Consider the following 24,991-nt stretch of genomic DNA (forward strand, 5'->3'; position numbering starts at 1 on the left):
CCCCGCCCCTGCGAGAGATTCCGCGGTCAGCCGCCGATGGTGCCGCCGGCCGTGCTGTCGTACGTGTACTCGTTGCCGGCCGAGTCGGCGTTCTTGTGGCCGTTCGTGTTCCAGGCCGCCAGCGTGAAGCTCGCCGAGCTGGTGCCCTGCGCGTACTTCAGGTGCGTGCCGGACGACAGCTTCGCCGTCTCGGTGGTGGTGCCGCACGTGAACTGCAGCGAGCCGGTCGCGTCGGCGCCGCCGGTCGGTACCGCCGGGTAGGCGTTGCTGTTCTCGCTGTAGCACTGGCTCAGCGTGCTGACTGCCGCGCGCAGGTCGGACTGCGCCGACTTGTCGGCCGCGCCCTTCTCGTAGTTGAGGTACAGCGGGATGGCGATCGCGATCAGGACGCCGATGATGACGACGACGACCAGCAGCTCGATGAGGGTGAAGCCACCGTCCTCGGCCTTCTTGTCCTCGCGGATCGCGATCAGCTTGTCGAGCGTGTTGCGGAACATCTGAGCCTCCGTGGACTCTAGGGGGACACTCCGGAGCGGGCGTTCCGGAGCCGTGCGGCCGGTTATGGGGCGGACCGCTCCGTGCGAGTGCACGGAAGTGTGGATGGGGCCATCACTGGCCCCCTGCGACGTGCTGGTACACGGTGAACATCGGCAGGTAGAGGCAGATCACCATGACTCCGACCAGCGCGCCCATGACGACGACCATCAGCGGCTCGATGGCGGCGGTCAGGGACTCGGTGGCGACCTCGACCTCGTGGTCGTAGAAGTCGGAGATCTTGTCGAGCATGCTGCTGATCTGACCGGTCTCTTCGCCGACCTCGATCATCTGCACGACCATCTGCGGGAACACCGGGTGCTCGGCCAGCGGGGCCGACATGGTGTTGCCGGCGCGAATCGAGTTGCCGACGTCCTTCATGGCCGCGCCGATGACGGCGTTGCCGGTGGTGCCGCCGACGACGTCGAGGGCTTGCATCACGGGGACGCCCACGGCGAGCAGGGTGCCGAAGTTGCGCGCGAAGCGGCTGATGGCGATCTTCGTGAACAGCGGGCCGAAGACCTTGATCTTCAGCTTCAGGCCGTCGAAGCGCAGCCGGAACGCCGGGTCATTGCGCAGTTTGCGTTTGAACAGCTTGGTCCCGGTGATCACGATCACTGCCAGCAGCGGCAAGATCCAGCCGGCGTTGTGGCTCGTGGTGACGATGATCCGCGTCGGCAGCGGGAGCGTGCCACCGAGATTCTTGAACATCTTCTCGAACACCGGGACGATGAAGATCAGCACGCCGGTGATCATCAGCAGGCTGAAGCAGATGACGATGGTCGGGTAGGTCATCGCCGACTTGATCTTGGCCCGCAGGTTGGCGTCCTTCTCGAAGTTGACGGCGAGGCGCTCGAGTGCGGCGTCCAGGAAGCCGCCCGTCTCGCCGGCGTTGATCATTGCCACCATGATCTGCGGGAAAATCTTGTCGTGCTTCGCCATCGCCTGGGACATGGACGACCCTCGTTCGATGTCGCGTCGCACCTCGCGGATGGCCTTGGCCAGAGCCGGCTTCTCGGTCTGCTCCTCGAGAATGGTCAGCGAGCGCAGCAGCGACAGACCCGAGCTCGCCATCGTCGCGAACTGGCGACTGAAGATCGCGAGGTCTTTGAGCCCGACCCCGTTGCCCATGCCGGGCAGGCGGATCTCCCGGTTGAGGCCGGTCCCGGAATGCTGGACGGTGAGCAGCGTCAACCCCTGGGCCCGCAACCCGGCCGCGACGGCGGCCTCGTCCGGCGCGTCCATGGAGCCCTTGCTGCGGTGGCCCTTGGCGTCGACCGCCTCGTACGCGAACGTCCGCTCCTTGGCGGCCTTTTCCGCGGTTGGGGCGCTCATCGGGCGCCTCCGGCCAGCCGGCGGAACTCCTCGGGCGCGTGGCAGATGTTCAGAGCCTGGTCGTAGCCGACGAGGCCCTCGTGCACGCGCTGCGCGAGGTGCGCGTCGAAGGTCAGCATGCCGTCGCCGCCGGAGGACTGCATGAACGACGGGATCTGGTGGTTCTTGCCCTCGCGGATCAGGTTGCGGATCGCGGCGGTGGCGAACATGACTTCGCAGACCACCGTTCGGCCCTTGCCGTCGGGACGGCGTGCGAGCGACTGCGTGACCACGCCTTGCAGCGCCGTCGACAGTTGCGCGCGGATCTCCTGCTGCTGGTGCGCCGGGAACATGTCGATGACGCGATCGATCGTCTGGGCCGCGGACTGCGTGTGCAGCGTGGCGAGGACGAGGTGGCCGGTCTCGGCAGCGGTCAGCGCGGTGGACACCGTTTCGAGGTCGCGCATCTCGCCGACGAGGATGATGTCCGGGTCCTGGCGCAGGACGTGCTTGAGTGCCTCGGCGAAGCTGTGCGTGTCGACGCCGAGCTCGCGCTGGTTGACTACGCACTTCTTGTGCGCGTGCACGAACTCGATCGGGTCCTCGATCGTGACGATGTGGTCCTTGCGCGTGCGGTTGGCGAGGTCGAGCAGCGCCGCGAGCGTCGTGGTCTTGCCCGAGCCCGTCGGGCCGGTCACTAGGACGAGCCCGCGCGGCAGCGCGGCGAACCGCTCGATCTGCTCGGGGATGCCGAGTTCGTGCAGCTGCTTGATCTCGTAGGGGATCGAGCGCATGACCGAGCCGAACGAGTTGCGCTGCTGGTACAGGTTGATGCGGAAGCGGGAGACGCCGTCCAGGCTGTAGGCGAGATCGAACTCGAGGTCGCGCTCGAACTGTGCCCACTGGCCGGGCGTGACGACGCAGCGCACGATGGCCTCGGTGTCCGCGGGCCGGAGCACGTCGTCGAAGCCGGCGAGCGGCGTGAGGTCGCCGTGGATACGGGCCATCGGCGGCCGGCCGACGGTGATGTGCAGGTCAGACCCGCCGGCGCGGACCATCGCGGTCAGCATGGCGTTGAGCTGGGTGCGCGCGTAGTCGTCGTGGTTCAGGCCCTTGGCAAGCGCGCTGTCGCGCGTCGCGTGCCGGACGACCGGTGCGCTGTGCGCGGGGCCGTCGACGCTCGGCGGCAGCGAAGGCGAGGCGGCCGGCAGGTCCGCGATGGGCGCCGCGTCGAGCAGCGCACCGGTGTACAGCGCGACGGACGAGCCGGCCATGTCGGCTGGCTGCGTCAGCGGCGAGAATGCGTCCACCGGGGGTCCTTTCGGGCACGAACGAGAATCGATCGGCCTCGCGCAACCCCCGCAGGTGCACGAGATAAGAAATCAGCTCACACAGATTTCATGTTTGCTCAGCGTGAAGACTAACCGAGACACGGCGAAATCTAACGTCTAGTTCACAACTTTTTTGCGCCCGACGTGCGAATGCTGGACTGTGTCCGGATTTGTCCGCACTTCAGGCGGTGAATCAACGCAGGGCTTGGACGTTTCCGGTGTCGTGCAACCGACGGAAACCGGTTCAGACGGTGACGCGGAAGATCTCTGCCACCGTCGTCTCGCCTGCGATCGCCTTCATCAGGCCGTCCTCGCGCAGCGTGACCATGCCCTCCGCGACCGCGACCCGTTTGATCTCGGTGGCGGTGGCGTGCTGGACGGCCAGTCGCTCGATCTCTTCGGAGACCGGCATGACCTCGTTGACGGCGAGCCGCCCGCGGTAGCCGGTGTTGCCGCACGAGCGGCAACCGATGGCGCGCCAGAGCTTCTCGGGCATCTCGACATGCGCAGGCCACGCGCGTCCGTCGAATTCGCTCGGGGACGGTACGTACGGTTCCTTGCACCAGTCGCACAGCCGGCGGGCCAGGCGTTGCGCCATGACGCAGTCCAGCGAGGAGCCGACGAGGAACGGTTCCACGCCCATCTCGATCAATCGGGTGGGTGCCGACGGCGCGTCGTTGGTGTGCAGCGTGGACAGCACGAGGTGACCGGTAAGTGCGGCCTCGATGCCGAGTTGCGCAGTGGCGCGGTCCCGGATCTCGCCGATCAGCACGACGTCGGGGTCTGAGCGCAGAATTGCCGGAAGCACGGCTGCGAAGTTCAACCCGGCCTTGTTGTTGACCTGCACCTGGTTGACGCCGGGAAGTCGGTATTCGACCGGGTCCTCCACCGTGATGATGTTGACCTCGGGCTTGCTGATCTCGGAGAGTGTCGCGTAGAGCGTCGTCGACTTGCCCGAGCCGGTCGGCCCGGTCACCAGCACCATGCCGTGCGGCTTGGTGAACGACGCCGAGAAGCGCTCGTAGCTGCGGTCGGTGAAGCCGAGCCTGCGCAGCTGGAGGTCGATGCCGCCGGTGTCCAGCACGCGAAGGACGATCTTCTCGCCCCAGACGGTCGGCAGCGTGGCGAGCCGCAGATCGACCTTGTTCGCGTCCAGTCGCACGGTGATGCGACCGTTCTGCGGCACACGCCGCTCCGTGATGTCGACGCTTGCCATGATCTTCAGGCGCGAGATCAGGGACGACTGGACCGCGGTCGGTACGCGGTCGACCTCGTGCAGTACACCGTCGATCCGGAAGCGCACGCGCACGTCGCTCTCGGTGGGCTCGAGGTGCAGGTCCGAAGCCCTGCTCTGGATCGCCTGGTCGATGAGGCTGTTCACGTATCGGACGACCGGCGCGTCGTCCTCGGACACCTGCACCTCGGCCTGCGCGACCTCGGCGCCGAGCGTCGAGGCCAGCTCGGCGAGGTCGGTCTCCTCGCGCTTGAGTCGGTCGATGAGCTTGCGGAGTTCGCTGCGCGCCGCGACGACCGGCTCGATCGCGAGTCCGGTGGCTGCGCGGACGTCGTCGAGGGCGAAGACATCGTCCGGGTCGGAGATCGCGACCGTCAGCGTGCCGCTGTCCATGCCGATGCCCAGCACGCGGTGCCGGACCACTGTGGAGATCGGGATGGCTTTCATGGCCGCGGCATCGAGGGGATAGCCCACGAGGTCGACGCTCTTGAGCCCACTTGCGTCCGCGGACGCCTCGGTCAGTTCCAGTTCCGTGACGATCGAGTCGTTGATCAGGACGTCACGGACGGAGCGCAGCGAGCGCTGGGCCTCGTCGGCTGCCTCTTGCAGAAGGTGCGCATCGATGCCGCGTGCCTGCAGGGCATCGAGCAGCGGGCGGTGCGTGGCGTACATGCCTGCCTCCTGCCCGGCTGCTTCGGTGTCATGGACGGTTGTCCATGGCGGCCGGTCTCACCGGGTGTCCAGGGTCGCGTCGAGCGCCCGGCACAGGCGTCGAGAACGCGGTGCGGGGCGATGCGAAACTGCTCCTGGGGCGGCGGTGGACCGGCAGGCTGTGCAGTCCTCGACGGGTCGCGGCGAGGAGTCGAACTCGTGCGCGTGGTCCGCCCCCAGCCCGAACGTCAGCACCCCATATTTACCCGGTTGCGGCTAACGTAAACCAAACACAGTCACGTATCTGGCGCGAACTGAGTCGGCCAGCGGCAACCGTTCAGCCGTTGATGTACTGCTCCAACTGACCGCGGTCGTCCTCCAGCTGCCGCATCCGGCTGGACACGACGTCGCCGATGGAGACCAGGCCCGTCAGCCGGCCGTCGTCGATCACCGGCATGTGCCTGATGTGCCGCTGCGTCATCGTCTCGGCGATGCCGTCGACCGCGTCGCCGCTGGCGCAGCTGAGCACGGTCGACGTCATGATCTGCTCGACCGGCTGCTCGAGCACGGCGGCACCGTCCGCGGCGAGACGACGCACGACGTCGCGTTCGCTGGCGATCCCGACGACGTCATCACCGTCGACGGCCACGAGGGCGCCCACGTTGTGCTCAGCCAGTGTGGCGAGCAGCGTGGCGACCGTCTCCGACGGCACGATCGTGAACACCTCGGCGGCGTCGCGGGCTCGCTTGTGCCTGAGGACGTCGGCGATCTGCACGGCAACCTCCTTCGAAGCTCTGTTCTAGCGAGCTTGCCCCAGAGGCTGCGATAGCACCAGAGCAGACGTCTCGACCGACCGGTCATGCGGCGTCGCGGTGGCCTGGGGCGCCGGCAGGGGCGAGCTTGCGAGCCGGCCACGGATCCATTCGGTGGCGAGCTCGCTGGGCATCGGCTTCGCGATGTACCAGCCTTGAACGCCGTCGCAGCCGACCTTCTCCACCAGATGCAGCTGGTCCTGCGTCTCGACACCCTCCGCGATGGCCGGTACACCCAGCGCGTGAGCGAGTCCGACCAGCGTGGCGAGGATGTCGAACGCACGAACGTCTTCGTCGAGCCGCGAGACGAAGATCCGGTCAATTTTGATCTCGTCGACCGGCAGGGCGCCGAGTCGCAACAGTGACGAGTAGCCGGTGCCGAAGTCGTCGAGGCTGATCAGCACGCCCATCGCGCGCAGCCGGTCGAGCGTCGCGCGGGACTGCTCGAGGTGGTGCGTCGCGACGCGTTCGGTGATCTCCAGCTGGAGGACGTCCGCGGGCAGGCGGCGCGCAGCGAGCTCGCGGGCGATCAGATCGGGCAGGTCGGCGCCGTACAGGTCGGTGGGCGAGATGTTGACCGCGACCGGCAGGTTGATGCCCTGGGCGCGCCAGGCGACGATCTGTGACAGCGCCAGGTTGATGACCTTCGCGGTCAGCAGCGGCATGATGCCCGAGCGCTCCGCGGCCGGGACGAACTGGTCGGGGCTCACCCGCCCGCGCTGCGGATGCTCCCATCGCACGAGCGCCTCGACCCCCATCGGGGTCCGGTCGTTCGCGAGCTTCGGCTGGTAGTAGAGCTCGAGCTCGTCGCGGTCGATGGCCCTGCGCAGGTCGCCGACGAGGCCCAGCCGCGACGCGGTGTTGTCGTCGTGTTCCGGCGAATACATCTCGATCACGGTGCGCTGCGCCTTGGCGCGATACATCGCGACGTCGGCCAGACGCAGCAGCGCCGCCGGGTCGGTGGCGTCGCCCGGACCCACGGCGATGCCGACCGAGAGGTCGACCTCCACGGTCAGGCCGCCGAGGGTCACCGGACCGGACACACCGTCACAAATGCGTCGTGCGACCGCGTAGACCTGCTCGCTGTCGGCGTCGAACACCATGACCGCGAACTCGTCGCCGCCGAGGCGGGCGGCGATGTCACCCACCCGGATGCTGCCCCGCAGCCGTTCGGCGAACTGGACGAGCAGCTCGTCGCCCATCTGGTGGCCGAGCGTGTCGTTGACGGCCTTGAAGTCGTCGAGGTCGATGAGCAGCAGCCCGAAGGGTGACCCTTCGCGGACGTGTGTCGCGAACGCCTGACCGAGCTCGTAGTTCAGTGTGGACCGGTTCGGCAGATGGGTCAGGTTGTCGTGTCCGGCCGCGTGCTCACGTTGGAGCGACTGCTGAGCGGTGTAGTAGACGAGCAGCAGCGGGATCAGCAGCAACGGGATCAGCGACCACCAGTGCTGCCCGACGATGACGATGAGTGGCGACAACGCGAGTACCGCGAAGTTCATCACCGCGGAGTGCCAGAAGTCCCGGCGGATGAATTCGGTGATGAACGACGTCCCGGCGACCATCGCGCCGACGAGCACGAGGTTGACGACGAAGTACACCAACCACGCCAAGGCCATCCACCACAGGTAGCTTGCATGGAAATTAGCCAACGGGTGCGCTGGCGACACCGTGACGCCGGCCGCGTACAGGACGAGCCAGGCTGCGCCCATGGCGAGCGCGTACTGCGCGGGGTTGAACAGGACCTTCCACCACGCCTTCCCGACGCGCAGGTCGGCGGCGATCGAACCCACAGCCACGACCAGGACGACCGGCCAGATGCCCCACAGGAACAGCATCGCGGCAGCGAACGCCATGGACATCACGACGCCCTCGGGATCGTGTCCACGGCCCTGGACGACGGGCAGCACCTCGAGCGCGGGGACGAGGACCGCGACGGTCACGAAGGTCGGCGCCAGACGGAATTCCGGTGTGGTCGCGAGGTGCCAGACAGCCCAGCCCATCAGCGTCCAGCCGAGTCCGACGCACGCGTACCACATGACGCTGGACAGGGAGAGCCGACGAAGCGAGAACTGCTGTCGGTTGATCGGCATCGGTCCACTCCACGGCGTGAGCGCTTGTTGGCTCGGACGCGATCTTCCAGTGGCCCCACCCAGTGTTAGATCGACGTGAAGTACATTCCCATATCGGTGCGGGATCTTGCAAGATCAGCAGGCCGGGCTCTTTTTCGCACCGCGCCGGGCAGGTCGGATGGCCTCCCGGGTCGTCCTCAGCGCGCGAGTCGGTGGCCCGCTCCGACGATGGCGTCACTCAACCGTTGCGGCTCGTCGATGGGCACGAACGTCTTGCCGTCCGCGATCTCGATCAGCGTCGCGTTGCCGAAGGCGTCGCGCAGTCGGCAGCCGAGCGCCAGCTTGAAGAAGGGGTCGGCCGCGCCCCAGACGAGCGTCACCGGCTTGCCGAAGTCGGCCAGACGGGTGGAGATGTCGAGCAGTTCCGCAGGGTCGAGAGCGGCACAGAATTTTGCGAGGTCGTGAGCGATCGCTTTGTCCTGCACCAGGGGGTCGACCCAGCTGCGGGTGAGTTCCGGGTCGAGCGCCCGACGATCGCGCACCAGCGGGCCGTAGGCGAGCGCGGAGTGCCGGATGACCGTCGCGCGGGCCGTGCGCACCCCCGCGCGGAACAACGCCGGGTGTTTGCCCGCCCGCATCGCGATCCCGAACGGCGGGGGCGGGAACTGGTCGAAGCAATCGCAGTTGGTCAGCACCAGGCGGCCGATGCGCTGCGCGTCGGTGTCGATGACGAACTGGCACAGGCCGCCGCCCGTGTCGTTGCCGACCAGCGTGACGTCGGTGAGCTCGAGGGCGGCAACGAGATCGAGCACCAACCGGGCGATGCCGCGCGGGCTCACGTCGGCGTCCTCGGTCAACGGCAGCTGGTGCGAACCCAGCGGAAGGTCCGGCGCGATCGACCGCACGCCCGCGGCGGCGAGCCGGTCGGCCACGCCGGTCCACAGCGAGCCGCTGACGAGAAAGCCGTGCACCAACACGACAACGGGTGCCTCGGGATTGCGCGGCCCGACGTCGCGATAGCGGATCCGACCCTGAGGCAGCTCGATCTCGGCGTGTTCGGCGGCGTGCGGTGCGGACATGCTGTCCTCCTACGGCGCTATCGTCGGCTCGTGACCGCTCCAACATACATACAGTCTGTATGACCAGCAACCGGCGCACCCAGGCCGATCGGACGGCCTCCACGCGCGACGCCCTCGTACGGGCCGCGCGGCCGCTGTTCGCGAGTCGGGGGTTCGCCGACGTCGGCACCGAGGAGATCGTGCGGGCAGCCGGAGTCACCCGCGGCGCGCTCTACCACCAGTTCGCGGACAAGACCGAGCTGTTCGCTGCGGTGTTCGAGGCCGTCGAGGCCGAGACGATGGCCCGGTTGGACGCGCAGGTCAGCGAGGTCGGCGAGCGCACGCCGCCCGAGCTGATGCGCTTCGGCGCCAGCGCGTGGCTGGACGCCTGCGCCGAGCCGGAGGTCCAGCGCATCGTGCTGCTCGAGGCGCCGGCCGTGCTCGGCTGGGAGCGTTGGCGCGAGATCGGCCTGCGGTACGGCTTCGGCCTGGTGCAGCAGCTGCTGGAGCTGGCCATCACCTTCGGGCACCTGCGCCCGCAGCCGACCCCGCCGCTCGCGCACGTCTTGCTCGGCGCGCTCGACGAGGCGGCGCTCTACGTCGCGCGCGCCGAGGACCCGGTGCAGGCGCGCGCCGACGTCGAGGGCGTGTTCGACCAACTGATGACCGGCGTGTTCAACGCAGGCTCCGCCGGCTGACGCGTTCGATGCCGGCGCGGCGGTACAGCTGCGCGAGATAGTGCTCGGGCGCGTAGTCACTGCGCGCGTAGCGGCGCAGGTAGTTGCGGTGCAGGTCGGCGTCGAAGTCGCGCAGCCAGTCGAGGAAGTGCTCGCGGGTGCCGCGTCGCAGGTGCAGCGGTCCGATGCCGAGCAGCCGGCCGCCGGCATCGCGGACGGCCGAGACCACCTCGCGCAGCTGCGCGGCGTCGTCGCTGAGGCCCGGCAGGATCGGCGCGATCAACGCCCCGGTGCTGATCCCCGCCGCGGCGAGCCGTGCCATGGCGTCGACCCGCCGTCGCGGGTCGGGCGCGCCGGGTTCGGTGGCCCGCCACACGCGCCGGTCGAGCGTTCCGAGCGAGAAGTTGACCGACACGTGTGCGTGCTGTGCGGCCTCGAGCAGGACATCCAGGTCGCGCACCACCAGCGGCGACTTGGTGAGGATCGAGAACGGGTTGCGGTACTCGGCGAGCGCCTGGAGCACGCCTCGGGTGAGGCGGTACTTGGCCTCGGCGCGCTGGTAGGGATCGGTGTTCGTGCCCATCGCGATCGTTTCGCCGCGCCAGTTCGGGTCGGCGAGCTCGGTGCGCAGCCGGTCCACTGCGTTGATCTTCACGACGATCTTGCGGTCGAAGTCGCTGCCGATGTTGAGGCCGAGGTACTCATGCGTCGGCCGGGCGAAACAGTACGTGCACGCGTGGCTGCAGCCGCGGTACACGTTGATCGTCCAGTTGCTCGGCGCGCGGGAGCCGTCCGGGACGTGGTTGAGGATGCGCTTGGCGGTGACGTGCAGGAACTCGAGATCGGACATGCGCCCGGAGCCGAGGTCGTGCAGGAACAGCTCGTCCGTGGCGAACAGCGCGTCGTCGTCGCTCGTGGTCTGCCATCTGAACGGATCTTGATGTTCTGGCCGGGTCATGGGTCGTCCAGCGCATCAAGATCGCCCGGTTTCGCGTCGCTCATCGGAAGTCGCGGGACTTGGTGTGCAGGCCGAGGTTGAGCCGCTCGATACGTTCGGCGAGCACGTTGATGACGCCGTCGTGCGTGTGCTCGAGCATGCCGCGGATGCGCAGGCCACCGGATTCGCGCGCCACCCGCCGGTGCCGCTCCCACACCGACTCCTCGACGATCACGTTGACCATGCCCGTCTCGTCCTCGAGGTTGAGGAACGTGACGCCACGAGCGGTGGCCGGGCGCTGCCGGTGCGTGACGACGCCGCCGACGGTCACCCTCGTGTGGTCGTCGATGCGGCGCAGCCCTGCCGCCGTGACGATGCCGAGCGCATCGAGCTGCGGGCGGATCAGCGCGGTGGGGTAGATGTCCGGTGTCATCGACGTCGCCCACATGTCGGCGATCAGCTGTTCCGGGCCGGTCATCGCGGGCAGCTGCGGCGGCACCTGCTCGTCGAAGGTCACGACGTCGAGCTGCCCGGGCCGGGCGGTGGCCGCGGCGCCTGCACTCCACAGCGCCTCGCGGCGCCCGACGCCGAAGCCGGCGAACGCGCCGGACGTGGCCAGCGCCTCGACCTGCTCCGCACCCAGCCCGACGCGCCGCGCGAGGTCGGCCATCGACTCGTAGCGCCCGCCTCGTTCCCGCTCGGCGACGATGGCCTGCGCCAGCTCGTCGCCGATCGTGCGCACCGAACCCAAGCCGAGCCGGACCGCCGGTTGCGGCGCGTGCAGGCAGGCGCACTGGGACGGCCCGTCGCCTGATTCCAGGGTGGCGCCGGCGAACGAGTGCTCCAACGACGGCTTGCGGATCTCGATGCCGTGCCGCTTGGCGTCGTGGATCAGCGACTGTGCCGAGTAGAAGCCCATCGGCTGGGCGTTGAGCAGTGCGGCGCAGAACGCGGCGGGGTAGTGCCGCTTGAGCCAGGACGACGCGTAGACGAGCAGCGCGAACGAGATCGAGTGCGACTCGGCGAAGCCGAACGCCGCGAACGCCTTGATCTTCTCGTAGATCTCGTCCGCGACCGGGCCGGCGAGACCGTTCGCCCGCATGCCCTCGTAGAGCCGCTCGCGCATGGCGTCGATGCGCTCGACGCCGCGCTTGGAGCCCATCGCGCGACGCAGCTTGTCGGCCTCGGCCGGCGAGAAACCCGCGACGTCGACGGCGATCTGCATCAACTGCTCCTGGAACAGCGGAATGCCCTTGGTGCGCGCGAGCGCGTGCTCGAGCTTGGGGTGCGGGAACGTGATCGGCTCGTCGCCGTTCTTGCGGCGGATGAACGGATGCACCGAGTCGCCCTGGATGGGGCCGGGGCGGATCAACGCGACCTCGCAGGCGAGGTCGTAGAACTCGCGCGGCTTGAGCCGCGGCAACGTGGCCATCTGCGCGCGTGACTCCACCTGGAACACACCGACCGAGTCGGCCGCGCAGAGCATGTCGTAGACGCACGGTTGCTCTTTCGGGATGGTCGCGAGCTCGTACGTCACCCCGTGGTGCTTCGTGATCATCTCGAAGCAGTAGGACAGCGCGGACAACATGCCGAGGCCGAGCAGGTCGAACTTGACGAGGCCGACCTCGGCGCAGTCGTCCTTGTCCCACTGCAGCACGGTGCGGTCCTTCATCCGGCCCCACTCGACCGGGCACACCTCGATCACCGGACGGTCGCACATCACCATGCCGCCGGAGTGGATGCCCAAATGCCGCGGCATGTTCTGCAGCTGCTCGGCCAACTGCACGACCCGCTCCGGTACCTCGGCGAGCTCATCGGCCGTGGTCTTGTTGCCGAGCTCGCCGGTGTCGGGTGTATAGCTCCAGTAGTAGCCGCGCTCGATCTCCTTGCTCCAGGCGTCCTGCTGGCCCTGCGAATAGCCGAGAGCCTTGGCGACGTCGCGTACCGCCGACTTGGGCCGGTAGGTGATCACGTTGGCGACCTGCGCGGCGTGCTCGCGCCCGTGCATCGCGTAGACGTGCTGGATGACCTCCTCGCGCCGGTCGGAGTCGATGTCGATGTCGATGTCCGGCGGCTCACCGCGCTCGGGCGCGAGGAAGCGCTCGAACATGAGGTCGTAGTAGACGGGGTCGATGGCGGTGATCTCCAGCGCGAAGCAGACCGCCGAGTTGGCCGCGGACCCTCGGCCCTGGCACAGGATGCCGTTGTCCCGGCAGAATCGCGCGATCTCCCAGACGACGAGGAAGTAACCGGGGAAGTTCTGCTCGCCGATGATCGTCAGTTCGTGTTCGATCTTCGCTCGCGCCTTGGCCGCGTGCGGTTCGCCGGCGAAGCGCCGCGCGAAGCCCTCGTAGGTCAGCTGCCGCAGGTAGCCCATCTCGTCCAGGCCGTCCGGGCACGGGAACGGCGGCAGGTCCGGTGCGATCAGCGACAGCGGGAACGCGATCTCCTTCGCCAGCCGCGCCGCGTTGGCGACGGCGTGCGGCCAGCGGGCGAACCGCGCTGCCATCTCGGCGCCACTGCGCAGGTGCTGACCGGACCAACTCGGCAACCAGCCGTCGACGTCGTCGAGCGTGCTGCGGGCCCGGACCGCGGCCATCGCCGTGGCGAGCGGCCGGCGCGGCGGCCCGTGGTAGTGCGCGGCCGTGGTGGCGACGAGGTCGAGGCGCAATTCGTCGGCGAGTGCGGCGAGCACCTCGTAACGCTCATCGGCGAGCGGGTCGAGATCGTGGGTGAGTTCGACGACGACGTTGTCCCGGCCGAACAGGTCGACCAGCCGGACGAGGGCACTGCGCGCAGCGGACTGCCCGCCGCGTCCCAGTGCCCGCTGCACCGCACCCTTGCGACACCCGGTGAGCACCAGCCAGTGGCCGTCCGCCTCGGCGGCAAGAGCCTCGAGCCCGTCGTAGACCGGGCGTCCCTTTGCGCCGCCGCGCAGATGCGCACGCCCGATCACCCGTGACAGTCGCGCGTAACCCTCGGGATCGCGGGCGAGGGCGAGCAGATGCGTGCCGGGCGGATCGGGGATGCCCACGCGTGCGGCGATGTCGCGCTCGGCCTGCGTGATCGGCGTCGAGATGTCGAGCGAGAGCTCGGCGCCGAAGCCGGTGGGCAGGTCGTAACGGTCGGCGGCTTCGGCGAACCGGACGAGCCCGTAGACGCCGTCGTGGTCGGTGAGCGTCAACGACTCGATGCCGAGCCGCACCGCTTCCTCGACCAGCTCGGTCGGGTCGGACGCGCCGTCGAGGAAGCTGAACGACGAGTGGGCGTGCAGCTCGCCGTAGGGCACGGTGCCCGTCGGGCGGATCAGCTGTGCCGGCTCGTAGGCCTCGCGCTTGCGCGACCACGCGGGGGAGTCGCCGCCGTCGCCGTGCAGCTGGCTCTGCAGCTGCGCGAATGGAGTCTGCGGGCGCCCGGACAGGCGCCGCTCCAGTTCACGCCACGGAATCTCCGGGTTCTCCCAGCCCACCCGGTGATGGTAGAACGTGCGTTCGAATCATGCCAGTGAGCATCTCGCCGGGCTGCGCACGTACTAGTCCCAACGGACTATCGCGATTACGACCGGCCGGCCGCGATAACTGACCCGTGCGCGGGACAACCCGCGGCCCCTCGGACAACGGCCTCGGTCGAAGGAGCACCCCATGATCGGTAAGACACTCACCCTGCTCGCGGCATCCGGCGCGGTCGCCCTCGTGGCAGCTCCTGCTGCGCAGGCGTCAGGCGGCCAGGGTGGCGGACAGGGTGGCGGACAAGCCGCGTCGTCGAACTGCCAGATCAAGCAACTGTCGAACACTCCCGTCCTGACCCTCACGGGCGCGGCCATCACGTCGACCTACGCGCTCACCGGGTGCGCGGGGGACAGCTGGACCCTGACGTACCTCAACACCGCGTTGAACACCACGGACTACACCGCCAGCGGCACCACCGACCCGAACGGCGCGAGCCAGGGCACGGTCGAGGCAACCCCACTGCCCTACAACTACCCGTACCGGATAACGCTGACCGTCAGCACGCCGGCCGGCACCGGTGTGGCCACCAGGGCGAGCACGCTGTTCACCCCCAAGCCGAAGGACTGACGGGCGCCGCACGTCCGTCGCCGAGCCGCATCCGCGCTTCCCGAGACGGGTATACCGGGGCGATGGGACTGATCAAGAAGTACATGAACTGGCGCGACGACGTGATGAACGGACCGCGGCGCGACGCCGAGGAGTTGGCCACCGAGGCCGGGAAGAGCCCGGGCGAGGTCAAGCAGGCCGGCGACAAGGCCGAGCGCCGCCGCCGGCGCGCGTTCTCCTCCGGCTTCGGCGGCGGGTTGGGCGCCGGGTCGTAGCGCACGATCACCGGTGCACGCCGTCATCGCGGCGGTCAGGATCGCCAGACACACTGCCACCGACTGCACCGATGCTCACCGTCCCTCGCAGCGCAGCAGGCGTCGTGGGCGTCCCCGTTGTCGCTCATGACGACTTGCGCAAGGCCTCCGGTTTGTGGACCGCGTCGCCCCCGTTGTCGCTCTCGACGAGGTACTGCGGCTCGTCCTCGCTCGCCTTGACCTTCCGGCCGCCGGCCTCGGTCTCGCTGGTGATCTTGCTTTTGACGGTGCCGTGGACGGTGCTCCCGTGACTGCTCCAGGTCACCCGGTCACCCTGCTCGAAATCGGACATACCGCCGTCTTTCCCGCCTGGTCGCCGGCTTGACAACTGCCACCGATTCAATGTGAGGAATGTGTTTGGCTTTGGGTATAGATCAAAGGCGCGTGAGGTGACGTACACCGGACGTTAGCCCGCGCGCCGTCATCTGTGTGATGTCAATGGGTCGGCACGTGCCGTCCAGCCCGCGGTGGGGTCGGGCTGGACGGCAAACCGAGCGCCCTGTACGACTCCGTAGCCAACTGTGCTCGGCTACCATAACTTCACCAGATTGTTACCTGCCCGGGTCGGTGGTTCTTGCGTCAACCACCTGATACTGACCGCAGTCGTGCGTCGCGCGGCGGATGTGCTCACGAATCAACCCAGCTAGGCGGCGTCGGTGAACAGAACCAGTCAGATCATCAAGGGTGCAGTGGTGGCCGCGAGCGCCGTTGCGCTCGTGCTCGGCGCAACCGGCCCAGCAGGGGCGACGACACATCACGGTCGCGCCCGGGTCACGTTTCACGTAACCACGAAGGGTTACGTGCACACGCTCGCCAAGCAACGCCCCGGCCTGGCGCACCTGCGGGTCCCGAGTGCAAAGCCGGTGATGGTCGTCAAGCGCAAGCACGCCGGCACCGCTGCGCTCGTCAAGGATCTGCGTGCGACCAAGTCGTCGAAGTTGCTCAAGCAATTCACCGTGGTGTCGCTGTTCGACTCCGATACGTATCTGACGTTGAGCCGCGGCACGTACTACGTGGTCGCGGTCGCGGTCGAGCACCTGTCCGCTGCCAAGGTCGCGACGGTGCACGTGACCGGGAAGAGCGTGAACGCCTCGGTGCCCGGGTCGAGCGCCTATCGCATCGACAGTCGCAAGGCACTGCACGCGCCCGCAACGCAGTCGCGACACAGCTACCTGCATCTGATCAACGGCAGCTCGCACCCGGAGGAGCTGGTGCTGTTCGGCATCAGCAGCAGCACCTCGAACGCTGATGTCCAGCGATTCCTGACGCATCCCACCGAGAGCAACCTCGAAGACCTGGACGTCACCGACTTCGCGCTCGGCGGCCTCATCGGTCCGCACCACCAGGCGTGGACGAGAGCCCGACTGCAGGCGCACCGCTACATCGCCGTCGCAGATGCGATCGACAGCACCAGCGGCGTCTTCGGCGGGGCGCAGTTGGTGACCGTCCACTGACGAACGGCGCCCGCGGTTTCCGACCGCTCAGCTGCCGAGCGCGCCGCTGACCGTCGCAGCGACCGTCGCCGCCAGCTCCCACACGGTCTCGCGCTTCTCCTTGTCGACCGCGCCGGTGATCTCGGCCGCGTCGGTGACCTTGGCCCAGCCCAGGCCGCCGGCGATCGACTCGACCGCACGGATGGCCCCGGCGGTGTTGTCGTTGCCGTGCACCCACAGCCCGTAGGGCGCGCCCGTCTTGGCGATCAACGTCGGGTAGTAGATGGCGTCGAAGAACGTCTTCAGCGCGCCGCTCATGTAGCCGATGTTCGCGGGCGTGCCGAGCAGGAAGCCGTCGGCGTCGACGACGTCACTGACCGTCGCCCCGAGCGCGGGCCGGACCCGCACGTCCACGCCCTCGATGCCGTCCGCGCGGGTGCCGTCGAGCGCGGCCTCGAGCAACTCCTGGGTCGCCGGCGACGCGGTGTGGTGCACGACGAGCAGCACCTTCTGCACACCGTCCTCCGCCATGGCTGCACCGTAACGGCCGCTGTCGGCGGCCAGGTGACCTGTCCCCCAGGTGTGTATTACGCGTGTAATACACCTCGGTGGACCACCGCGTTGCCTGAGTCAGATCGTCGCCGCTCAGTCGTAGATCGCCTCGACCTGCCAGTGCGGTTCGGCGCTCATCGTGCCGGTACGAGGCTTACTCGTGTGGCCAAGGACTAGACCCAGTCAATGATGCTTCTGCTGACGCCGAGTTCTTCGTAGGTCTTGGCCAGCTGTAACCATCCGGTGGAAGCGGCGCGATCAGCCCCCATCGTCATGAAGTGGGCCCGTCGAATATTTTCAGCTTGATAATCGATGACATCGAGAACGGACGTGGCCAGTGCCGGTGGCCACGTGACGGTCGCATCGCGTTTCAACGGCCAAAGTTGCACCCATCGTGCGTCAAGACCGCGGGCCGAGCTGTGTAGGCCTGGTTCGTAGTCGCGATAGACCATTTCAAACATCAGTGGCATGAGATTTGTGGCGGAGTAGCCGCGATGCTGCGGATCCGATCTGATCCCCAGCGGCGCGGAACGGTCTTTTGCGGCCATGTACAGCGCGCAGATGGTCGTTGCAGGTGGAAGACGCCCATGTTCGATCAATCTCTGCAGATCATCTCGGTGGATGGACTCACTTTGTTCCGCGGACCAAGTAGCCGCGCCGTCAGGGTGAACAGCCGGAGCGGCGTCGTTCCGCCAATGACGCATCAGGGAGTACAGGGTCTGTACTTTGACGACCCATGCGGCCACGTTGCGCGCGCCCGCGTAATCGAGTTGGAGTTTGGCGCCGTCCCACATGGCTGTCACGAGACCTTGGGCCGGCATTTCGAGAGAGCGGTTCATTCGACCGTTGCAGCTTTCGCACACACGGGTGCGAACTCGCTTGATGTGCACCGCCCAAGATGATTCTCCGTCAATGCTGCGGATCATGTGATCACGCAGCCAGTTCGGGACAACGTCTTCATCGGACATTCGCTTAGCTGGCTGCAGGCACAGTCGGCAGATTGGACGTGGGTCTTGCATCGACTGATCATGCCTTGCCTGTCACCTCTTGCGACGCTGCACTGCGCGACGAGCAGCACTTCCCGCCGTGCAACCTAACGCTCAGTCGTAGATCGCCTCGACCTGCCAGTGCGGTTCGGCGCTCATCGTGCCGGTGACGAGGTAGGCACGGCCACGGACGTCGACGATCTGGCACCGCACCACGCGCCGCGCCGTCTCGTCGCTCCACCACCGCTCGTCGACCGGCCACGGGCCCGCCCACGACGCGACGGCGTCGGCGCGCTGATCACCCATGGCGAACAGCGCGGGCGGCGCAGGCATGGCGCCGCGCTCGGTGACCACGACCGGCCGGCGGTTGGCGTCGAGCACCTGCGCCGGCCGAGGCGGGTCGAGCAGCACCGACGGCGCGGGCGCAGGCAGCCGGCCGGGCCAGGGCTGTTCGGGCGAGCGCACCGGCGTCGGCTCGTCACCCCACGGCACCAGCCGGGTGCGCTGGCCCGGATCGCGGCCGCCGTCGAGCACCGGCGTCAGCACCGAGCCGTGCCCGAGCAGCGTCTGCACCCGGGCGAGTGCCCGGTGCGCGCGTTCGTCGTCGTCCCCGGCGCCGCCCCACAAGGCACGCTGGTGCGCACCGGTGGGCACCGTCTCGACGGGCAGCAGCCGCACCCGGCACACCCCGGCGGTCGGCCGGTGCGGGCCGTTGAGCCACCCCTCGAGCTGCCAGCGGACGCGGTCGAGGACGTCGACGGTCGACAGCACGCCCGCGTGCCGCCAGCGCCGCACCGTCTCCTCACCGTTCTCGCTGGACGCCTGCAGCTCCAGGCAGGCGCACGCCAGCCCGTGCGACGCGAGGTCGGTGACGAACTGTTCGGCGATGCCGCGCGCGGAGAAGGCCACGGTGTCGACGCGGTCGAGCGCCGGCTCGAAGTCGAGCGTGACCGCGAACTCCACCGCCGGGCGGCGCCCGGAGACGGGACGGTCGTCGACACCGCCGGCCTGCCGGTGCGCCCAGGCGCCGTCGGGACCGAAGCGGGCGAGCACGTCGCGCGGCGGTAACGCGGCGAACGCGCCCAGCGTGCGGATCCCGAGCCGGCGCAGCAGGTCGATCAGCGGGGATGCCCCGGACGGGTCCAGCGTCTCGATCGGCAGGTCGGCGAGGAACGCCGGCGAACCGCCCGGGTCGACGACCACTCCGCGCCGCGCCGCCTGCTCGGCTGCGAACGCGCCGTCGGCGATGCCGATCAGCACGTCGGCGCCACCCAGCACCGGCAACCCGGCCACGCCGCGCGAGAGCGCGTGCAGCACGCCGGTCTCGCCGCCGAAGTAGCGCGTCGGACCACGCATGCCGATGGCCGCGAGCCCCGGCCGGGTGATCTCCACGCCGGGAGCCAGCGCCTCGAGTGCCGCGACCACCGGCTCGAACAATCGCGCCTCGGCGTCGGTGTCGCGGGGCAGTACCGCCAGCTGGGGGCAGTGACCCTGCGCCTCGCGTCGGCGCATCCCGCGGCGTACGCCGTGTCCGCGCGCGGGCTGCGAGCACGCCACGACCCGGTTCGCGGTGACGACCGCGATCGGTGCGTCGTCGTCCAGCCCGGCCTCCACGCGAGCGACGGTGACCGGCCAGTCCGGGCACCAGATGCAGATCTGCCGGCTCATTTTTCTGGCCGGGCATATCGACCTCGGATGGACCCCCTCGCAGGAGACATGTGCTCAGCCGGCGATGTCGATGACGGGCGCGAGCTCGGTGACAGCGCCGACACCGCCGCCGTCGGCGGGCAGCCACAGACGCGCCGACCTGCCCCGCGCGGCGTGGCCGCGGCCTTCGGCGACGACGTCCAGCTGCCGGCCGTGCAGCCGCCCGGTGCCCGCCCCGATCCCGGACCAGGCGGCATCGCGCGCGTGCAACCGCACATCGGCGCCCGGCCAACCGCCGGCCGCCGGCTCGTCGGCGGACACGAAGGGCATCAGCACGGCGTCCTTGCTGCGAGCGCGGGCGGCGAGGCGGCGGACGTCGTTCGGAGCCAGCCCGCGGCCCGCGCGCTGGCCCATGTTGCGCGGCGGCCGGGCGGCCACGATGTCGACGGCGTCGAGCAGCGCGCCGACCACCGTCGTCCAACCCTCACCCGGCGCCGGTACGAGCGCGAGCCGGCGCAGGTCGATGTCGTACTCGGCCGCGGCCTCGGCGCTGATCCGCGGGAAGTTGACCAATGCACACCACGCGCCGTCGGCCGAGGCGCCGCCGAGCAACGCGAGCAGCAGCGACACCGAGCCGCTGACGCTCACCGTGGCGCCACGGCGCAGTCCGCCCGGCAGCAGCGTGCGCAGCGGCGCGGCCACCGGCAGCGGTGGAGCCGTGCGCACACCCACGTGCTGCCAGTCGACCGCCGCGCTACCGTCTGCTTTACGGATCGCGACGTCGAGCATCCGCCCATCATCGAACACACGTTCGAAACCGTCAAGCGGTCTACGGAACGGATCAATGGGTGGCGCAACTGTTGAGCCGTAGGCCGGTGGGCCCGGATCCCGGCGGTGTGCCGGACGCGGCAGGCTGTCGGTATGCGCGTCGCCGTACTGTCCGACACCCATTCGCCGCGGTTCTGGAAGGGCTGCCCGCCCGCGGTCGCGCGGGCGCTCGACGGCGTCGACGTCATCCTGCACGCCGGTGATGTGTGCACGGCAGAGGTGCTCGACGAGCTGGCGACGTTCGCGCCCGTGCACGTCGTGCTCGGCAACAACGACGGCACGGACGTCGCGGCGTGGGGTGCGCACGAGCGCATGACACTGGACCTGGCCGGCCTGCCGATCGCGATGGTTCACGACAGCGGACCGGCCAACGGCCGTGGGCCCCGGCTGCGCCGCATGTTCCCGGACGCACAGCTGGTGGTGTTCGGCCATTCGCACATTCCGTGGGACGAGACGTATGACGGGCAGCACGCGTTCAACCCCGGCTCGCCGACAGACAAGCGTCGGCAGCCGCACAAGACGATGGGCGAGCTGATCATCGCCGACGGCGACCTGCGCGCGGCGCGGATCTTCACCGTCGACTGACGAGGTTCGCCGCCTGCCTATCGTGGCCGGGTGCCCGAACCGTCCGTCGCGCAGTTGCGAGCCCGGCTCGACGGCCTGACGATCGCCGACGCCGCGCGGATCGGCCGGCGCCTGCACCGGGCGCGCGCCCGCGACCTGCCCAAGATCGCCGCGCAGCTCGAGCGCGGCGAGCAGCTCGTGGCCACCCGGACCGCGGCCATGCCGTCGATCACCTACCCCAACCTGCCGGTCAGCGACCGGCGCGAGGAGATCGCCGCGGCGATCCGCGAGCACCAGGTGATCGTCGTCGCCGGCGAGACCGGATCGGGCAAGACGACGCAGCTGCCGAAGATCTGCCTCGAGCTCGGTCGCGGCGTGCGCGGCACGATCGGTCACACGCAGCCGCGTCGGCTCGCAGCCCGGACGGTCGCGCAACGCATCGCCGACGAACTGCACGTGCCGCTCGGCTCTTCCGACAGCGCCGTCGGCTACACCGTCCGGTTCACCGACGAAACGAGCGACCGCACCCTGGTCAAGCTGATGACCGACGGCATCCTGCTCGCCGAGATCCAGCGCGACCGTCGCTTGCTGCGCTACGACACGCTGATCATCGACGAGGCGCACGAGCGAAGCCTCAACATCGATTTCCTGCTCGGCTACCTGCGTGAGTTGCTCCCGCAGCGGCCCGATCTCAAGGTCGTCATCACGTCTGCGACCATCGAGCCGGGTCGATTCGCCGCACACTTCGGGCCTGACGTCCCGGTGGTCGAAGTGTCCGGGCGCACGTATCCCGTCGAGATCCGCTACCGGCCGCTGGAACAGCCGGTGGCGCCGGTCGACGAAGAAGACGACGCGGACGACCCCGACCACGAGATTGTGCACACGCGCCTGCGTGACCAGACCGAGGCGATCGTCGATGCGGTGCGCGAGCTCGAACGCGAACCGGCCGGTGACGTGCTGGTGTTCCTGTCCGGCGAGCGGGAGATCCGGGACACCGCCGACGTGCTCCGCGGCGAGTTCGGCGAGCGGACCGAGGTGCTGCCGCTCTACGCGCGGCTGCCCACCGCCGAACAACACCGTGTGTTCGAACCGGCTCCGTCGTCAGGGCTCGGGGGTCGACGTGTCGTGCTCGCCACCAACGTGGCCGAGACGTCGCTGACGGTGCCCGGCATCCGGTACGTGATCGACCCGGGGACGGCGCGGATTTCGCGCTACAGCAGGCGGACCAAGGTGCAGCGGTTGCCGATCGAGCCGATCTCGCAGGCCAGCGCGGCGCAGCGCGCCGGGCGCTGCGGCCGGGTGGCCGACGGCGTCGCGATCCGGCTGTACTCGCGCGAGGACTTCGACGCACGGCCGCGCTACACCGACCCGGAGATCCTGCGCACGAACCTCGCCTCGGTGCTGTTGCAGATGGCGGCGCTGCGGCTCGGTGACGTCGATGACTTCCCGTTCCTCGATCCGCCGGACCGGCGCAGCGTGCGCGACGGCGTGACGCTGCTGCAGGAACTGGGCGCGTTCGACGGCGCCGGCGCGCTGACCGACGTCGGCCGGCGGCTGGCGCGGCTGCCGTTGGATCCGCGGGTCGGCGCGATGATCCTCGCCGCGCACCGAGAGGGTTGCGTGCGCGAGGTGCTGGTCATCGCCGCCGCGCTGTCGATACCCGATCCGCGCGAGCGGCCGAGCGACCGCGAGGATGCCGCCCGGCAAGCACATGCCCGCTTCGCCGACGAGCACTCGGACTTCGTCTCGTACCTGAACCTGTGGGCGTACCTGCGCGCGCAGCGCCGGGAACGCTCCGGCAACCAGTTCCGCCGGATGTGCCGCGACGAGTTCCTGCACTACCTGCGGGTGCGGGAATGGCAGGACCTCGTCGGCCAGCTGCGCAGCATCACGCGCGACCTGGACATCGTCGAGACCGATGAGCCCGCTTCGCCGGACCGCGTGCACAGCGCGCTGCTCGCCGGGCTGCTGAGCCACGTCGGCATGCGCGAAGGCGACGCACGCGACTACCTCGGCGCGCGCAACTCGCGCTTCGTCCTCGCGCCCGGCTCGGTGCTGACCCGACGCCCGCCGCGCTGGGTGGTCGTCGCCGACCTCGTCGAGACGTCGCGGCTGTTCGGCCGCACCGCTGCGCGCGTCGAACCCGAGGCGGTGGAACGTGTCGCCGGGCACCTCGTGCAACGCAGCGTCAGCGAACCGCACTGGAGCGAGAAGCGTGGCGCCGCCATGGCCTACGAACGCGTCACGCTCTACGGGCTGCCGCTCGTCACCCGGCGGCTGGTCGGCTACGCCTCGGTCGCGCCGGCCGAAGCACGTGAGCTGTTCATCCGGCACGCGCTCGTCGAGGGGCAGTGGCGCACGCAGCACCGGTTCGTCCGCGACAACGCCGCGCTGCGGACGGAGCTGGAGGAGATCGAAGAGCGGTCGCGCCGGCGTGACCTGCTCGTCGACGACGACGCGATCTTCGCGTTCTACGACGCGCGCATCCCTGCCGAGGTCGTCTCTGCCCGGCACTTCGACGCGTGGTGGAAGCGGGCGCGGCGGGAGACGCCGCAGCAGCTGACGCTGACCCGCGACGATCTGTTGCGCGACGACTCCGCAGCCGGGACTGCCGATACGCCCGTCGTCTGGCGAACCGGTGATCTGGCGCTGCCGGTGAGCTATGCCTTCAGTCCCGGTGCGGCGGACGACGGCGTGACGGTGCACGTCCCCGTCGATGTGTTGGCCCGGCTCGGTGGCGACGAGTTCGCGTGGCAGGTGCCGGCGTTGCGCGAGGAACTCGTCGTCGCGTTGATCCGCTCGCTGCCGAAGGACCTGCGGCGCGCGTTCGTGCCGGTGCCGGACACGGCCCGCGCGGTGCTCGGCGCGCTTGCGCCCGGGCAGGAGCCGCTGCTCGCCGGGTTACAGCGCGAGCTGCACCGTCGTACCGGCGTCCTCGTGCCGTTGGACGCGTTCGATCCGGACAAGCTGCCGGCACACCTGCGGATGACCTTCGTGGTCGAGGGCGCGGACGGTGCGGAGGTAGCGCGCGGCAAGGACCTCGCGGTGCTGCAGGACGAGCTCACCGCGCCGGTGCGCGAGGCCGTCGCCGCCGCAGTGGCCGGCGAGATCGAACGGCACGGTCTGCGCGACTGGCCGGACGACCTCGACGAGCTGCCGCGCACGCTCGCACGCCGAAGCGGCACACACGAGGTGCGCGGCTATCCCGCGCTCGTCGACGACGGCGACGCCGTGTCGGTGCGGGTGTTCGCGGGCGAACCCGAACAGCAGGCCGCCATGCTGGCCGGACAGCGCCGGCTGATCCGGCTGTCCGTCGCGTCGCCGGTGAAGGCCGTCGAGCGGTCGTTGGACACGCGGGCGCGGTTGATGTTGGCGAGCAATCCGGACGGCTCGCTGGCCGCGTTGCTCGACGACTGCGCCGACGCCGCCGTCGACGCGCTGGCGCCCACCGCGGTGTGGACGCGCGCCGACTTCCGGCAGCTGCGCGCGACGGTGGGCGCGGAGCTCGTGGCCACGACGGCGCAGACGGCCGGGCTGGCGCAGGCGGCGCTGGCCGCCGCGCACGACGTCCGGCTCGCGCTGCAGGAGCTGTCCGCACTTCAGGCGCCGGCGCAACGTGCCGCGCTCGAGGACGTGCGTACGCAGTTCCGGCGGCTGTTGCCACCGGGCTTCGTCACCGCGGCCGGGCATGCGCACCTGCGCGACCTGCCGCGCTACGTGAGCGCGATCGGCCACCGGCTCGAGCGGCTGCGGCGCGACCCCGAGCTCGATGCCGGCCGGATGACGCGGGTGCGTGCCGTACAGGACGCCTACGACGAGCTCGTCCGGGCGTTGCCGCCGGTTCGTGCGGGCGGCGCGGACGTGCGCGACATCGCGTGGCAGCTCGAGGAGTTCCGCGTCAGCCTGTGGGCGCAGCAGCTCGGCGTCGCCCGCAAGGTCAGCGAGCAACGCATCTACCGCGCCATCGACGCCGTCCGGCCCTGACGGAAATCCTC

General features: G+C 69.3%; 20 protein-coding genes. 6 read left to right on the top strand and 14 right to left on the bottom strand.

All coding sequences use genetic code 11. The annotated features are described in order from the left end of the window. Positions 1-26 precede the first annotated feature (26 nt). The 7 genes from ACFFCN_RS00590 to ACFFCN_RS00620 form a co-directional block, all read right to left on the bottom strand. Positions 27-497: a prepilin-type N-terminal cleavage/methylation domain-containing protein gene (locus ACFFCN_RS00590; RefSeq protein ID WP_375488678.1), complete on the bottom strand. Its 471-nt coding sequence runs from the start codon at positions 495-497 to the stop codon at positions 27-29. A 112-nt stretch (positions 498-609) separates the two neighbouring features. Further along, positions 610-1,869, bottom strand: a complete 1,260-nt coding sequence (locus tag ACFFCN_RS00595; RefSeq protein WP_375488680.1) for a type II secretion system F family protein — start codon at positions 1,867-1,869, stop codon at positions 610-612. Further along, positions 1,866-3,158: a type IV pilus twitching motility protein PilT gene (locus tag ACFFCN_RS00600; protein WP_375488682.1), complete on the bottom strand. Its 1,293-nt coding sequence runs from the start codon at positions 3,156-3,158 to the stop codon at positions 1,866-1,868. The genes ACFFCN_RS00595 and ACFFCN_RS00600 overlap by 4 nt, the downstream gene beginning before the upstream one ends. 265 nt (positions 3,159-3,423) lie before the next feature. Then, a complete protein-coding gene (locus ACFFCN_RS00605) occupies positions 3,424-5,085 on the bottom strand; it encodes a GspE/PulE family protein (RefSeq protein ID WP_375488684.1) in 1,662 nt (553 codons plus the stop codon). Positions 5,086-5,401: 316 nt separating this feature from the next. Next, positions 5,402-5,839 carry a CBS domain-containing protein gene (locus ACFFCN_RS00610; protein ID WP_375488685.1) on the bottom strand — a complete coding sequence of 146 codons (438 nt, stop codon included), beginning with the start codon at positions 5,837-5,839 and terminating at the stop codon, positions 5,402-5,404. A gap of 24 nt (positions 5,840-5,863) precedes the next feature. Further along, positions 5,864-7,966 (bottom strand): putative bifunctional diguanylate cyclase/phosphodiesterase, encoded by a 2,103-nt coding sequence (locus ACFFCN_RS00615; RefSeq protein WP_375488687.1) that lies wholly within the window; start codon positions 7,964-7,966, stop codon positions 5,864-5,866. Between the two features lie 176 nt (positions 7,967-8,142). Beyond that, positions 8,143-9,024, bottom strand: coding sequence for an alpha/beta fold hydrolase (locus ACFFCN_RS00620; protein ID WP_375488689.1), 882 nt, complete (start codon positions 9,022-9,024; stop codon positions 8,143-8,145). Between the two features lie 59 nt (positions 9,025-9,083). On the opposite strand from ACFFCN_RS00620, the gene ACFFCN_RS00625 reads away from it, so the two are divergent. Continuing rightward, positions 9,084-9,701, top strand: coding sequence for a TetR/AcrR family transcriptional regulator (locus ACFFCN_RS00625; protein WP_375488691.1), 618 nt, complete (start codon positions 9,084-9,086; stop codon positions 9,699-9,701). Here ACFFCN_RS00625 and ACFFCN_RS00630 read toward each other — a convergent pair. Beyond that, positions 9,679-10,638: a radical SAM protein gene (locus ACFFCN_RS00630; protein ID WP_375488693.1), complete on the bottom strand. Its 960-nt coding sequence runs from the start codon at positions 10,636-10,638 to the stop codon at positions 9,679-9,681. The two genes, ACFFCN_RS00625 and ACFFCN_RS00630, sit on opposite strands and share 23 nt — an antisense overlap. A gap of 40 nt (positions 10,639-10,678) precedes the next feature. After that, the gene (locus ACFFCN_RS00635; RefSeq protein ID WP_375488695.1) at positions 10,679-14,086 is read right to left on the bottom strand and encodes an error-prone DNA polymerase; all 3,408 of its coding nucleotides are present in this window, start codon (positions 14,084-14,086) and stop codon (positions 10,679-10,681) included. A 172-nt stretch (positions 14,087-14,258) separates the two neighbouring features. Here ACFFCN_RS00635 and ACFFCN_RS00640 point away from each other — a divergent pair, with 172 nt between their 5' ends. Beyond that, complete coding sequence (locus ACFFCN_RS00640) at positions 14,259-14,693, top strand: hypothetical protein (protein WP_375488697.1); 435 nt, start codon at positions 14,259-14,261, stop codon at positions 14,691-14,693. Positions 14,694-14,755: 62 nt separating this feature from the next. Continuing rightward, a complete protein-coding gene (locus tag ACFFCN_RS00645; protein WP_375488699.1) occupies positions 14,756-14,947 on the top strand; it encodes a hypothetical protein in 192 nt (63 codons plus the stop codon). A 124-nt stretch (positions 14,948-15,071) separates the two neighbouring features. Here ACFFCN_RS00645 and ACFFCN_RS00650 read toward each other — a convergent pair whose 3' ends face one another. Continuing rightward, positions 15,072-15,278 (bottom strand): DUF2945 domain-containing protein, encoded by a 207-nt coding sequence (locus ACFFCN_RS00650; RefSeq protein WP_375488701.1) that lies wholly within the window; start codon positions 15,276-15,278, stop codon positions 15,072-15,074. Between the two features lie 364 nt (positions 15,279-15,642). Here ACFFCN_RS00650 and ACFFCN_RS00655 point away from each other — a divergent pair, with 364 nt between their 5' ends. Beyond that, positions 15,643-16,440 carry a hypothetical protein gene (locus ACFFCN_RS00655; protein ID WP_375488703.1) on the top strand — a complete coding sequence of 266 codons (798 nt, stop codon included), beginning with the start codon at positions 15,643-15,645 and terminating at the stop codon, positions 16,438-16,440. Positions 16,441-16,467: 27 nt separating this feature from the next. Here the strand turns inward: ACFFCN_RS00655 and ACFFCN_RS00660 are convergent, their stop codons facing one another. The 4 genes from ACFFCN_RS00660 to ACFFCN_RS00675 form a co-directional block, all read right to left on the bottom strand. Beyond that, on the bottom strand, positions 16,468-16,950 hold the full coding sequence (locus tag ACFFCN_RS00660) for a flavodoxin family protein (RefSeq protein ID WP_375488705.1): 483 nt from the start codon (positions 16,948-16,950) through the stop codon (positions 16,468-16,470). A 194-nt stretch (positions 16,951-17,144) separates the two neighbouring features. Beyond that, positions 17,145-17,939: a hypothetical protein gene (locus ACFFCN_RS00665; RefSeq protein WP_375488707.1), complete on the bottom strand. Its 795-nt coding sequence runs from the start codon at positions 17,937-17,939 to the stop codon at positions 17,145-17,147. Between the two features lie 132 nt (positions 17,940-18,071). Next, entirely contained in the window at positions 18,072-19,625 is a 1,554-nt protein-coding gene (locus ACFFCN_RS00670) for a DNA polymerase Y family protein (RefSeq protein ID WP_375488709.1), read from the bottom strand. 54 nt (positions 19,626-19,679) lie between these two features. Next, on the bottom strand, positions 19,680-20,393 hold the full coding sequence (locus ACFFCN_RS00675) for a hypothetical protein (RefSeq protein ID WP_375488711.1): 714 nt from the start codon (positions 20,391-20,393) through the stop codon (positions 19,680-19,682). 132 nt (positions 20,394-20,525) lie between these two features. On the opposite strand from ACFFCN_RS00675, the gene ACFFCN_RS00680 reads away from it, so the two are divergent. Together ACFFCN_RS00680 and hrpA are read left to right on the top strand one after the other, a co-directional pair. Beyond that, complete coding sequence (locus ACFFCN_RS00680) at positions 20,526-21,017, top strand: metallophosphoesterase family protein (protein WP_375488712.1); 492 nt, start codon at positions 20,526-20,528, stop codon at positions 21,015-21,017. Between the two features lie 30 nt (positions 21,018-21,047). Continuing rightward, positions 21,048-24,980 carry an ATP-dependent RNA helicase HrpA gene (gene hrpA / locus ACFFCN_RS00685; RefSeq protein WP_375488714.1) on the top strand — a complete coding sequence of 1,311 codons (3,933 nt, stop codon included), beginning with the start codon at positions 21,048-21,050 and terminating at the stop codon, positions 24,978-24,980. Positions 24,981-24,991 lie beyond the last annotated feature (11 nt).

It is taken from the genome of uncultured Jatrophihabitans sp. (genome assembly GCF_964246335.1).
In the GTDB taxonomy this organism is placed as follows: Bacteria; Actinomycetota; Actinomycetes; order Mycobacteriales; family Jatrophihabitantaceae; genus Jatrophihabitans.

Coding starts and splice junctions, on each gene's coding strand:
- ACFFCN_RS00630 (WP_375488693.1), bottom strand. CDS start 10,638: ATGACCCGGCCAGAACATCAAGATCCGTTCAGATGGCAGACCACGAGC.
- ACFFCN_RS00680 (WP_375488712.1), top strand. CDS start 20,526: ATGCGCGTCGCCGTACTGTCCGACACCCATTCGCCGCGGTTCTGGAAG.
- ACFFCN_RS00675 (WP_375488711.1), bottom strand. CDS start 20,393: ATGCTCGACGTCGCGATCCGTAAAGCAGACGGTAGCGCGGCGGTCGAC.
- ACFFCN_RS00660 (WP_375488705.1), bottom strand. CDS start 16,950: ATGGCGGAGGACGGTGTGCAGAAGGTGCTGCTCGTCGTGCACCACACC.
- ACFFCN_RS00595 (WP_375488680.1), bottom strand. CDS start 1,869: ATGAGCGCCCCAACCGCGGAAAAGGCCGCCAAGGAGCGGACGTTCGCG.
- ACFFCN_RS00665 (WP_375488707.1), bottom strand. CDS start 17,939: ATGTCCGATGAAGACGTTGTCCCGAACTGGCTGCGTGATCACATGATC.
- ACFFCN_RS00590 (WP_375488678.1), bottom strand. CDS start 497: ATGTTCCGCAACACGCTCGACAAGCTGATCGCGATCCGCGAGGACAAG.
- ACFFCN_RS00640 (WP_375488697.1), top strand. CDS start 14,259: ATGATCGGTAAGACACTCACCCTGCTCGCGGCATCCGGCGCGGTCGCC.
- ACFFCN_RS00625 (WP_375488691.1), top strand. CDS start 9,084: ATGACCAGCAACCGGCGCACCCAGGCCGATCGGACGGCCTCCACGCGC.
- ACFFCN_RS00645 (WP_375488699.1), top strand. CDS start 14,756: ATGGGACTGATCAAGAAGTACATGAACTGGCGCGACGACGTGATGAAC.
- ACFFCN_RS00650 (WP_375488701.1), bottom strand. CDS start 15,278: ATGTCCGATTTCGAGCAGGGTGACCGGGTGACCTGGAGCAGTCACGGG.
- ACFFCN_RS00670 (WP_375488709.1), bottom strand. CDS start 19,625: ATGAGCCGGCAGATCTGCATCTGGTGCCCGGACTGGCCGGTCACCGTC.
- ACFFCN_RS00605 (WP_375488684.1), bottom strand. CDS start 5,085: ATGTACGCCACGCACCGCCCGCTGCTCGATGCCCTGCAGGCACGCGGC.
- ACFFCN_RS00620 (WP_375488689.1), bottom strand. CDS start 9,024: ATGTCCGCACCGCACGCCGCCGAACACGCCGAGATCGAGCTGCCTCAG.
- ACFFCN_RS00615 (WP_375488687.1), bottom strand. CDS start 7,966: ATGCCGATCAACCGACAGCAGTTCTCGCTTCGTCGGCTCTCCCTGTCC.